Below are 12,105 nucleotides of genomic sequence, written 5' to 3' on the forward strand. Positions count from 1 at the left end.
CTCTTTTTAATATCTAGATTGTGAACCATTTCCGAATAATAAAAAATGTTAATAGTACGGCTTCCTAAACAGATAAGCGGCTTTTGTTGTATAATAAAGAGGCTATTATATAAGTGAATTTAAAAATATCACCCACACATGATAGGAAATACAAAAGAGAAGAAAATAAGTAGAGGAGGACAAAACATGAACTTCCTTAAGAAATACGGATTTTATTTCTTATTATTAGCCGTATTAAGTGATTTTTTAACACCGTACATTCTAGGCATTTTCTACCCAGATCTGAACCAAATGACGATGGTAATGAGCGTGTTCGGCGATGTGGAAAGCCCAGTCCGCGGCGCATTCCTAGTCTGGTCTGTCGTATCTGGTGTACTATTTGTCCTAGCTTTACCAGCAATATACCAAACATTTGCTAAAACCTCTCGCACATTGGCGATTTTACTAGCTTCGGCGATCGGTTTATACGGCATTGGGGATTGTATTTTCACGGGATTATTCAGCATCGACACGGAGCAGGCGACTTGGACATTCTCCACTTGGGTTCACAATATTGGCTCTGGCCTAGGCTATACAGGGTTCTTACTATTCCCGCTATTTCTGATTTTACTTTATCGGAAACAAGGACAACCCACGCAGAGTAAAATTTATTTGGTACTCTTAATCATCAGCTTACTTTCGGCGGCTATTTACGGCTTAGCGAGAATTCCCGCGATCAATGATTGGCCGATTTTAAACAAAATTGGTTTCTGTCAGCGGATCAGTTTCTTCTTCAATTATTTACCGATAGTTGTCTTTGCTTTAAGCCAAATTAAAAACAGAAAGAAGGAACGGTAAAATGAGTAATTCCAATCAACTAAAAGATTCATTTCAAAAAACAACCTACAGATTGTCACAAAATGGCCCGCGCAACGTCGCTGTTTTACAAGAAGCGCTGCAATCTGTTGACCCGAATCTGGAAAGCGATATCTATGGCAGCGGCAAAATCATCGAGGACTTTGAAAGCAAAATTGCTAAGTTCCTCGGCAAAGAAAAAGCGGTATTCTTCCCAAGTGGCACAATGGCACAACAAATCGCGCTACGAATCTGGGCCGATCGCAAAAACAACAATAAAATCGCGTATCATCCACTATCACATCTAGAAATCCATGAGCAAGACGGGCTAAAGGAATTGCAACAAATCGAGCTGCTGCTTTTGGGGACTGCCGAAAGAGTACCAACAATCGAGGACATTCGCAATCTGGACGAGTCGGTTTCATGTGTTTTACTAGAATTACCGCAACGCGAAATCGGCGGACAATTGCCAACTTTTGCGGAGCTGGAGGAAATTTCACAGTATTGTCGTGAAAATGGGATTCAATTGCATCTAGATGGTGCGCGTTTGTGGGAAATAACCCCTTACTATAAGAAATCGGAAAAAGAAATCAGCGCACTTTTTGATAGTGTATATGTTTCTTTCTATAAAGGAATTGGCGGGATCGCTGGCGCTATTTTGGCAGGCGATGCTAATTTTACGGACGAGGCGAAGCTCTGGAAACGTCGTTATGGCGGGGATTTGATCAGCTTGTATCCATATATCATATCGGCGAATTACTATTTTGATAAGCGAATCGGCAAAATGGAGCAGTATTATGAGGCGGCGAAGGACTTAGCGCGTCGATTTAATGCGTGTGAAGGTGTGAAAACTGTGCCGGAAGTACCTGTTTCCAATATGTTTCATGTGCACTTTGAGAAGCCAGCCGAAGCTGTGGAACCGATTTTGACAAAAATTCATGCGGAAACGGGTGTTGGCTGTTCTGGATATTTACAGTCCAAACCTAGCGACACGTGTGGATTTGAGCTGTCAGTTGGAGATGCGGTGGCAGAAATTCCTGCCGAACAACTAGATCGAGTCTTTGAATTGTTGCAAATTTAGTTAAATGCCATCACGAATAGATAAAATAAGCCACTCGATAGTTGGGTGGTTTTTTGGCGTGCGCGCTCCGCGAAATGATATAATGAATATAAAGCTGAAAAAGGAGTGCCCGCTATGCAATATGTCAGATGTTTTGAGCTATCTAACCGCTCTGTTAACAATCCGAATATTTATCCATACAATGTTTTGCAAGGGAAATCTGGCGAAGTATTTATTTTTGATACGATCACCATTTTATACGGAAATAATGGGTCTGGAAAATCTACTTTGCTCAATATTTTGGCGACAAAATTGGATGTAAAAGGCGCTGAGCAAAATAAAACGTGGGGCATCAAAGACTATTTTTCTAAATATGTGTCTGAAAGTAAAGTGAGTTATGGGACGGCTGAAAGTGGCACTTATGATCTTGCTATCCCAGAGAATAGTCGGTATATTAAGAGTGAAGATATTTTATATGAAGTGAAGAAAATCCAGCAAGAGGCGATTTTGCGTGAGGGTTACATATATGAGCGTGGTCGACTGGGACAAACAAAAGAGGAGATCGCCGAGCATCAAGGTTCCTACGCGATGAAGAAAGAAATTAAGCGCCTTCAGTTTGCGCAGGAGAAGTATTCTAACGGCGAAACGGCGATGCAGATTTTTGAGGATTATATTTTGCCGGACGGGTTTTATTTATTGGATGAACCAGAAAGTTCGTTATCGCCAGAAAACCAATGGAAGTTAGCTGAAATTATCAATCAGGCAGCGCGATTTTTAGATTGTCAGTTTGTGATCGCAACGCATTCCCCATTTTTATTGGGTGCATTGGCTGGAACGGTTTATAATCTAGATCGGGAGGGGCTACAAACATGCGATTGGACGGAACTTGAGAATGTACGATTGTTAGAGCGCTTTTTTCATGAACGGCAAGATGAGTTTCGTAAGCGCTAAAAAAAGGAGGACAATATGATAAAAATAACGGTGGGCCAAGGTTGGCAGGTGTACTCTGATAATCGGGTGCGCATATATCAAGAGCAAGATAGCAATCTCGCAATTTTTCTGGATGTTAAGGAATACGGCGATCCAGCACCACTTTTAATTGATTTGACGGATCAATCGGCAAGCATCACATCTATTCCGCACTTTGTTGAAAAAGTTGAAATTAGGCTGGCAAAAGAAATCGTGATCACGTGGAATATCGAGCCTTTTAAGTTATCCGCGACAGAAGGCGTTTATGAAGAAATGGAATGAAATACAAGATGAAGTAAAGTTAAACGTATAATCAAGAAAAGGAGAAAATCCAATGCAACCAACCAAAACTAAAGATCCTATCATCAAAGTAAGCAGTTGGCTACTCATCGTTTACTCCATTATCGAGATCATCATTTACCTCATATTCTTCATTTTGAGCAAAATTGCAGGTAAATATTTAAGCGGATTCATTGACCAGCTCGCGACCAACTACATCGATTTCGCCTTCCATGAGCAAGTGTCCAAATTCGCGAGCTCGTGGACAATTAACCTGATTCTCGACTCATTCGTGTTCACAACGGAAATATTCCTACTGTTCAGCATTATCCGGATTATCACGGCTATTCTGATTCTAAAACAAAAAAAGTTCTCCATTGTGCTAATAATTACGATGATCATTTGGGGAATCTGGATTTCCGTCACAGCCGTTATTTTTGTGCCGTTACTTACGATTATCGCATTAATCGGCAATATCGGACTTTTTATCCTAATAATGTGTAGAAAAGAATATCGATTACTCGTGTTTAGTAGTTGGAAACGAGGATTTAAGAAATGAAAAAAATAGCAATAATCATTCTGAGTGTATTTCTACTTACGGGATGTGGCTCGATGTCGAGTGTCGAAAATCAAATCGAACAAACAACGCCAAAAATTACATTAAAATCATCACCGAGCACAAAAATCAAGCCTTCAAGAACAGATTTTAGCTGGAATGGGGCGCAAACAAAGGCCTATTTTCCCGCCCCACAGGGTTTTTTGAATGGCAAAAAGCTAGTTCAGACGAATAACACTGATAAAGTACAGATCACGATTCAGCCGAAAGTGAGAACTGGCATAATAAACACCACACATTTGATGGCAATCACACTAGAAATGGTACCTAAATCTGGCGAAGATTTTCTACCAATCGACGTAAAAGAATTAGAATCTGGAACGTGGCAGTATAATGTCCCAGCAGATGTAGGTAAATACATGTATATTCTTAAAGAAAGCTACGATGATGACGGATATTATGTGACTTACTATTTTGGCCTTGAAATAACCGAATAAGGATAGAAAGGAGGAGGTACTGATGAGCGAACCAAAGATTTCTGTGCCGAGATGGCGCGATTTACTCCAGCTATTGTACGTAAAAATGGATTTTGTCAGCGGAAAAGAGCTTGGTGAAGAACTGCATGTTGATCCGCGCACGATTCGAAATGATATAAAAGCGCTTCACGATATTTTAGCATCGTCTAAAAATGAGATAACTTCTGTCCGCGGCGTTGGCTATAAGTTGGTTGTAGAGGACGAAACGGCACTGCGAAACTTACTTCTCGTCGACACTAGCGAACGTTCTAATCTCCACATCACTCCGATGCTCGCCGAAGATCGTACGGACTACATCATTCGCTACCTCCTTCTGAAAAATGAATACGTGAAATTGGATGATATCGCGGATGAGCTTTATGTCAGTAAGTCAACTATCAATGCTGGTATTCCTGAAGTAAAACGAAAACTAGCGGAATTTGATTTAAAGCTGAGCAAAAAGGCTGGATATGGGGTTAAAATACTCGGAACAGAGCTTCATGTTCGTTTTTGCTTTTCGCATTATTTGTTGACGAAATCTCGGAGTTTACTTATAAGTGAAGCAGAACAGGGCTTTTTCAAAGAGGTCGACTTGGAGGGAATTCAGCGTATTGTCGCGAAAACGGTGTCTAAATATGAGATTCATATGACGGATATCGCGCTTAAAAACCTGATTATTCATATTGCCATCGCGATTTGTAGGATTCGTGATGATTGTTATGTTGCGGCGGATGAGCTACTAAATATTGAATTTAACATGCAGGAGTTACGTGCATCTCAGACGATGATTCGGGAAATTGAGGCGCAGGAAGAGGTCGTGTTTCCGGAAACCGAGCTATCTTATTTGTTGTTACACATCAGCGCGAAGCATATCGCGACGGATTACGACGATTACCGGGAATTTATGCTAGTGAATAAAATGCTTGAGCAGATTCAAAAGCGTTATGGTTATGCGCTACTTGGTGATCAGGCGCTCGTTTCTAATTTGATATTACATTTAAAACCTGCGATTAACCGCATAAAATTTCAAATGAATATCCAAAATCCGTATTTGCCAAATTTGAAGCAGAATCATCCGCTGGCGTTTGAGTTAGGTTTGACGGCGAAAGATGTGCTGGAGGAAGAACTGGGAACGAAGGTGAATGAGGCGGAGGCTGGGTATTTAGCGATTCATTTGCTGTATGCGATGGATAAAGCGCAAGAAAGCGTCAAAAAACGGGTTTTGATTGTGTGTGCATCGGGATTGGGTACATCGCAACTTTTGCAGTCGAAGGTGAGGAAGGCATTTGCTGAGGAATTGGAGATTATCGGCGTGTACTCGTTTCATGAATACGAGAGTCGGCCGATAGCTTGTGATTTCGTCATCGCGACGGTGCCATTGCGCCATCAAAGGCATCCGTACGTGCAGGTTTCGCCGTTTCTGATGAAAGCTGATATGCGGGCGATTGAAGCGATGTTGGGAAATAGTCCTCTGTTTCAGGTGGAAAGCGTATTTTCAGAATCGCTGTTCGTTATCTCGGAAAAAGGTTGGGATAAGGAGCGGGTTTTGCGGACGTTAGCGGGGCTTTTAGAGAAACAAGGTTGCGTTGGGGAAGATTATTTGCCGTCGATTTTTGAGCGGGAATTGGTTGTTCCGACGTTTTTGGGAAACGGATTGGCGACGCCACATCCGATTCAAGCTGATGTAGCACGGACGGCGATTGCGGTCTGCATTTGTGAGACTTCGGTGTTGTGGAACGAGGAAGATTACGCGCAAGTCGTATTCATGCTGGCCGTGAAAAACAAAGAACAGTCGCAACTTACGGATACGTATGAGTTAATTAGCGACATCGTTGAAAATCCGAAAGTGATGCGCCAATTGAAGGCAATTCGGGATTTTGACGGATTTATGGAGATTTTGAAGAGTCTGGGACAAAACGCGAGATAAAGCAAAAACGCCTTCTCTTTACTTCGGGTAGGACAAAAAATTTTGCTTTACACAAATCGAGCGAAAGCGTTTGTATTCAGAGAGTTTGGTGGAAGCCGGAAGCGGAGCATACTGGTGTATGTGAGAACCGGAAGTCCGCCAAACTCTCTGAATGCGAACGCTTGCCGCCGATTTATCCGGGTTATGTCCCAGCCCTTTTTTGTGGATTTCCTTTGTGAAGCGAATCTTGCGGAAAAAGACTGGCTTTATTTCAACAAAAGAAAGCGCTACACTTAAGCTATAATTAAGAGGAGGTTTGCAACATGAAAAAATTTGTTGAAAAATTAGGCTGGATTTCGCAAAAGCTAGGAAATCAAATTCACCTGAAATCGATGCGTGACGCGTTTGCCACGATTTTACCGTTTATTATGCTCGCTGGTTTTATGGTGTTGATCAATAACGTCATTATTAAACCGGATGGCTTTATGTCGAATGTCATTAGTTCGGAGACGTTGACTACGTGGCAGGAGTTGGGGAATAGTATTGTGAATGGGACGCTGGGAATTATTACGATTTTGATTGGGGCATCGGTTTCTTATTTTTTAGCGCAAAACCGGAGATTTGAGAATCCTTTTGCGCCAGCTTTGCAAACGATTGCGCTGATTATTATTTTTATTCCTTTGGCGACGGAAGTGATTCCGCTTGGCGCGACGAAAACTGTGGAGGTCGCGGGCGTTATTCCGACGGCGTTAACTGGCTCAGCGGGGATGTTCGTGGGAATTGTGACGGCGCTTTTGTCGACAGAACTATTTATTTATTTTTCGAAGAGCGAGAAGTTGAAAATCAAGATTTCGGGCGAAAGTGTACCGCCTGCTGTTATTAAATCGTTTAACGTATTGATTCCAACAATGTTGACGGTGCTTGTGTTTGCCTTTGTATCCTTCTTGTTGACGCAATTATTTACGCTTAATATTTATGCACTGATTGGCGCGATTATTCAAAAACCGTTGACGTTTTTGGTGACGAGTGTTCCAGGGTTCCTAGCGCTAATGACGATTTCACAAATGCTTTATTCGATTGGTATCGCAGGAAGTGGGATTTTGGGGCCGATTATGGATCCAGTTTTGCTCGCGAATATGCAAGATAATATGACAGCTTATGCAAGTCATGCGGCGATTCCGCACATTATTAATACGACTTTCCGTGATATTTTTGGTGTTATGGGTGGAGGCGGAAATACGATTGCGTTACTGATTGCAATTTTCATTTGGAGTAAGCGGAAAGATTATCGCGAAATCGCGGCGCTTTCTTCTGCACCAGGACTTTTCAACATCAATGAGCCGGTCGTTTTTGGATTGCCGATTGTGTATAATTTGAGCTTGATGATTCCGTTTATTATTTCGACGCCGCTTTGTTTATTGCTTGCTTATATTGCGACAAAAATAAACATGATTTCTGAGGTTGTCGTGATGGTTCCGTGGACGACACCTGTTGTTGCGTCAGGGTTCCTGGCGACAGGTGGAGATTGGCGAGCAGCAGTTTTCCAAATTTTCTTAGTGGGCGTTTGCGTCTTGCTATACCTACCATTCTTGAAAGTAAATGACCGAATCAAAGTATAAGGAGCGTTTGAAATGAAAAAACTAATGTTGATGTGTAATGCTGGCATGTCTACAAGCGTACTCGTTCGAAAAATGCAAAATATAGCGAATGAGAAGGGAATTGCGATTGATATTTGGGCGATTTCCGAGATCGATTTTGAGAAGAATTGGCGCATGGCGGATGCGATTTTGCTGGGGCCACAGGTGAGCTATATGGAGGGCAAGGTGAGCGAGGCGGTCGGCGGTGCGATTCCAGTGGGCGTGATTGCGATTGTGGATTACGGTCGGATGGATGGCGAAAAAGTTTTAGCGCAAGGCTTAGCGTTGTTGGAGGAGGATTAAGATGTCGCGATATTTAGACTATAAATTGGACACTGAGGAACGTGTGGCGGACCTTTTGGCACAGATGACGTTGGAGGAAAAATGCGGACAGTTGAATCAGCGACTCTACGGCTGGCAAACGTTTGAGCGTGTTGGCGAATCGTTTGAAGTGACGCCGAAATTCCAAGAGGAAGTCGCAAAATTTGGCGGGATCGGCGCGTTGTACGGTCTTTTTCGGGCCGATCCTTGGTCAGGAATGAATCAGGAAAATGGGATTAGTCGGGCGAATTCGGCTCGGGTTGCGAATCAGTTGCAAAAATACGTGATTGAAAACTCGCGACTCGGTATTCCGATGCTGTTTTCGGAGGAGGTTCCACATGGACATCAGGCGCTAGATAGTGAATCGTATCCGGTGAACTTGGCTCGCGGTGCATCGTTCAATACGGCGTTGCAACAGGAAATTGCGGAGGCGATTGCCGCGGAAATCAGCGATAAAGGAGTACATCTTGCGTTGGCCTCTGCGCTTGATATTTTGCGAGATCCGAGATGGGGCCGCGCAGAGGAGTGTTTTAGTGAGGATCCGTTTTTAGCAGCGGAATTCACGAAGGCAATCACGACGGGTTTCCAAGCGAGTGGCCAGGTTGCGGTGATTTTGAAGCATTTTGCCGCGCAAGGTGAACCAGTTGGTGGACATAATTCAGGTCCGGTTTCTATCGGGATGCGCGAACTACGCGAAATTTTCTTACCGCCGATGGTTGCAGCGGCTGAGGCGGGCGCGCTTGGCGTGATGGCAGCGTACAATGAAATCGACGGCATACCGTGCCACTCGAATGGGGCGTTGTTGACAGGAATTTTGCGAGAAGAGTTGGGATTTGATGGCATTGTGATGGCGGATGGTTGCGCACTCGATCGTTTGCTGGCGATGAATCCAGACGTGCGAAAAGTGGGTGCCATGGCGCTCGCGGCGGGCGTTGACTTGAGTTTATGGGACGAAGTATTCCCAAATTTGGCGTCGGCAGTTGTTTCAGGCGATCTGGATGAGGCCGTATTGGATGTCGCAACGAGTCGGATATTACGATTGAAATTCCAACTCGGCTTATTCGAAAATCCATACGCGCCGGAAAACGTGCCAGAACGCGCAGAATCGTGGCGTGCCTTGAATCTAAAAGCCGCACGCGAATCGATCTGTCTACTGGAAAATCGCCGTGAAATTCTACCGCTTGAAAATGCGCAACGTATCGCGGTTATTGGGCCAAATGCGGATGCTTTATACAATCAACTCGGCGACTACACAGCCCCGCAAAATTTGGCGGATGGCGTTACTATTTTACAAGGAATCAAGCAAATCGCGCCTGAAAATACGCGAATCAGCTATGAAAAAGGCTGCGATATCCGTGAAAAAATAGCAGGTGGCATCGAACGTGCATCAGAACTCGCGAAATCAGCCGATACTGTCATCCTTGTTTTAGGCGGCTCGAGCGCGCGGAATTTTGATATGGAATTTTTGAATAATGGGGCGGTGAGCTCTAAGGGGCCGAACATGGATGCTGGGGAGAACGTGGACTTGGCGGATTTAGCACTGCCAGCCGTTCAGTTGGAACTTTTCCGAGCGTTGAAAAAACAAGGGAAGCCAGTCGTGGTTGTACTCGTGCAAGGGCGTCCGAATGCGATTCCAGAGATAAGCGAACAGGCCGATGCGCTACTCACGGCGTGGTATCCCGGTGCACAAGGCGGAATCGCGGTCGCAGAAACGTTGTTCGGAATCGTGAATCCATCAGGAAAACTGCCAGTCAGCATCCCGCGCTCATCCGGTCAACTTCCGGTTTACTACAACCAAAAGGCGGGCGAATACAAAGAAGATTACTTTGACGAACGAGGCGCAGCGCTATATCCATTCGGGCATGGCTTGAGCTACAGCGACTTCGCGTATCAAGAAATCCACGCGATCCATCAAAGCAGGTCCGTTGCCGAGTTAGAAGCGGGGGGTAAGTTCCAATTCAAAGTAACCATTCAAAACCGCGCCAATCGTACAGGTTCCGAAGTCGTGCAACTCTACATCCACGACCAAGAAGCGAGCATTACGCGACGCAAAAAAGAACTAAAAGCTTTCCGAAAAGTCGAAATTGGAGCTAGTGAAACGGTAGAAGTGACGCTCGAAATCGGGCTTGCCGAACTACAAATCTGGTCGAATCAAAATCGATGGGAATTAGAAACAGGTACCGTGCGAATTTTTGTAGGTGGAAGTTCCGTAACGGCGCTTGAGACAGTGATCGAGATAACAAACGGGGTGAGGTAAATGGAAGGAATGGAATTGGCTTCTTTTCAAATTATCGGGGCTGTCGGCGGTGCGCGAAGCAAGATAACAGAGGCTTTACAACTCGCGAGACAGCGAAAATTCACAGAAGCATACCGAAAAATCGATGAAGCGAACCATTATTTAAGCGAAGGTCATAAAAATCACGTAAGCCTTATCCAAAAAGAAGCAGAAGGTCAGAAAATCCCGATGTCGATGTTGTTCATACATGCCGAAGATCAGTTCATGACGACGTATTTACTTCGAGATATTGCTTATGAGATGGTGGCTTTGTGGAAAGAAATTTAATGTTTTTGAGCGTATACCTTGATTGGTATGCGTTTTTTGATGTGTAACAGTAACTTGTTGAATCTATTACCTTGACTGTCATAGTAATATGGTGTATATTATACTCATGGAGGCGATCACATGGCTGATAAGAAACTTTCCTCTGATTTACTGAGAGGACACACGGATACGATTATTTTGAAGTTACTGATGAGCGGCGATAAATATGGATATGACATTTTGAAGTTGATTCATTTGAATTCAGACGGGGAATATGAACTGAAAGAAGCCACGATGTATTCCAGTTTGAAGCGTTTGGAGAAAGAGGAGTGTATTGCTTCTTACTGGGGCGACGATGCTACCAAGGGCGGACGGCGAAAATATTATACATTGACCGAAAAAGGCGAGGAGCTATACGCAGAAAATAAACGGCAGTGGGAATCAGCAAAACGCATTCTCGAACAACTATTATGAGGAAAGAGGTTAGGAAAAATGAATGAGAAATTAATTGGGTACATTGATGGGCAGTTCAGCGCATACGAGGATACGGCGGAAATTAGCGAGCTAAAAGAAGAGCTGGTACATGATTTACAGGAGAAATACGGTGAGCTAGAAGCGCAAGGTTATGATACCGAAGAAGCATACGAGCTGACGATTCATTCACTAGGCGATATTTCTGAGGTCATTGAAAGCATTGGTGTGAAACGGAAAATGTCGCTGGAAGATAACCCAGCTTGGCAGGAAATTGAAGAAGCGAAAGCGCGTGCGGCGAATAATGACGGAACAATCAGAAGAAAAGTGACAGAAGGCTTTAATTTCAGTAACTCTGACTTGAGACACAGCCGCTTTGATGAGGGCGAATTTCGCGGCGTGAATTTTAAGCATTCCAACTTATCCGGGGTTAATTTCGATCATCGGGTGTTTATAGATGCTAGGCTGGATTACGTGAATCTAACGGGCGCTTCTTTTGAACAGGCGGAATTTCATATCGGTTCTTTAAAAGGTGTGTACGCTAAAAAAGGTGAGGGATCGCCGAGCTTTAGAGGTGCTTTTATGCAAGGTGTTAACGTTTCGGTTGCGATGTTAAAAGGCGCAGATTTTAGCTATGCGAATTTGGCCAACTCGAAATTTAATGCTTCCGAGCTCTCTTACACCTCATTTGAAGGCGCGGATTTGACGTTTGCTGAATTGAAACAGTCCAGTATAAGCAAGTCGAAATTTGACAATGCGATATTTGACCAAACGGATTTCAGCTATTCTGATTTATCAAAAATGAACTTTGATGGCGAAACGTTTAAAGGTACTATTTTCAGAAGCACGGGGCTTGTTGGCGCGACTTTCCGAGATGCGACTTTTGAGAATGTTTCTTTCAAGGGAAGTTATGTAAAACGGGCGGATTTCACTGGTGCAGTAATGGATATGGCGTCTTATGAAAGCTTGAAAACGAATCGGAAAGCGGATCTTAGCGGTATAATTCTAATGTAAA

13 protein-coding genes are annotated in these 12,105 nt (G+C 43.7%); all 13 read left to right on the forward strand.

The window, feature by feature from the left end; translation table 11 throughout:
- Positions 1-186 precede the first annotated feature (186 nt).
- The 13 genes from UE46_RS01075 (at position 187) to UE46_RS01135 (ending at position 12,104) form a co-directional block, all read left to right on the forward strand.
- Entirely contained in the window at positions 187-837 is a 651-nt protein-coding gene (locus UE46_RS01075) for a DUF998 domain-containing protein (RefSeq protein WP_036059061.1), read from the forward strand.
- 1 nt (position 838) lies between these two features.
- On the forward strand, positions 839-1,915 hold the full coding sequence (locus UE46_RS01080) for a threonine aldolase family protein (RefSeq protein WP_036059063.1): 1,077 nt from the start codon (positions 839-841) through the stop codon (positions 1,913-1,915).
- A 114-nt stretch (positions 1,916-2,029) separates the two neighbouring features.
- Positions 2,030-2,845: an AAA family ATPase gene (locus UE46_RS01085; RefSeq protein ID WP_036059064.1), complete on the forward strand. Its 816-nt coding sequence runs from the start codon at positions 2,030-2,032 to the stop codon at positions 2,843-2,845.
- Between the two features lie 15 nt (positions 2,846-2,860).
- Positions 2,861-3,145: a hypothetical protein gene (locus UE46_RS01090; protein WP_036059065.1), complete on the forward strand. Its 285-nt coding sequence runs from the start codon at positions 2,861-2,863 to the stop codon at positions 3,143-3,145.
- 52 nt (positions 3,146-3,197) lie between these two features.
- Complete coding sequence (locus UE46_RS01095) at positions 3,198-3,701, forward strand: hypothetical protein (protein ID WP_118907345.1); 504 nt, start codon at positions 3,198-3,200, stop codon at positions 3,699-3,701.
- Positions 3,698-4,195: a putative periplasmic lipoprotein gene (locus UE46_RS01100; RefSeq protein WP_118907346.1), complete on the forward strand. Its 498-nt coding sequence runs from the start codon at positions 3,698-3,700 to the stop codon at positions 4,193-4,195. Before UE46_RS01095 ends, UE46_RS01100 begins: the two co-directional genes overlap by 4 nt.
- A 22-nt stretch (positions 4,196-4,217) precedes the next feature.
- Positions 4,218-6,140 (forward strand): BglG family transcription antiterminator, encoded by a 1,923-nt coding sequence (locus UE46_RS01105; protein WP_036059068.1) that lies wholly within the window; start codon positions 4,218-4,220, stop codon positions 6,138-6,140.
- Between the two features lie 302 nt (positions 6,141-6,442).
- Positions 6,443-7,738, forward strand: a complete 1,296-nt coding sequence (locus tag UE46_RS01110; RefSeq protein ID WP_036059069.1) for a PTS sugar transporter subunit IIC — start codon at positions 6,443-6,445, stop codon at positions 7,736-7,738.
- Positions 7,739-7,750: 12 nt separating this feature from the next.
- On the forward strand, positions 7,751-8,059 hold the full coding sequence (locus UE46_RS01115) for a PTS sugar transporter subunit IIB (RefSeq protein ID WP_036059071.1): 309 nt from the start codon (positions 7,751-7,753) through the stop codon (positions 8,057-8,059).
- Between the two features lies 1 nt (position 8,060).
- Complete coding sequence (locus UE46_RS01120) at positions 8,061-10,334, forward strand: glycoside hydrolase family 3 N-terminal domain-containing protein (protein ID WP_036059072.1); 2,274 nt, start codon at positions 8,061-8,063, stop codon at positions 10,332-10,334.
- Positions 10,335-10,640, forward strand: a complete 306-nt coding sequence (locus UE46_RS01125) for a PTS sugar transporter subunit IIA (protein ID WP_036059074.1) — start codon at positions 10,335-10,337, stop codon at positions 10,638-10,640.
- A gap of 120 nt (positions 10,641-10,760) precedes the next feature.
- Positions 10,761-11,093: a PadR family transcriptional regulator gene (locus tag UE46_RS01130; protein WP_036059077.1), complete on the forward strand. Its 333-nt coding sequence runs from the start codon at positions 10,761-10,763 to the stop codon at positions 11,091-11,093.
- A gap of 18 nt (positions 11,094-11,111) precedes the next feature.
- Positions 11,112-12,104, forward strand: a complete 993-nt coding sequence (locus tag UE46_RS01135) for a pentapeptide repeat-containing protein (protein ID WP_036059079.1) — start codon at positions 11,112-11,114, stop codon at positions 12,102-12,104.
- The last annotated feature ends 1 nt before the right edge of the window (position 12,105 follow it).

Source organism: Listeria weihenstephanensis (genome assembly GCF_003534205.1).
Classification (GTDB): Bacteria; Bacillota; Bacilli; order Lactobacillales; family Listeriaceae; genus Listeria_A; species Listeria_A weihenstephanensis.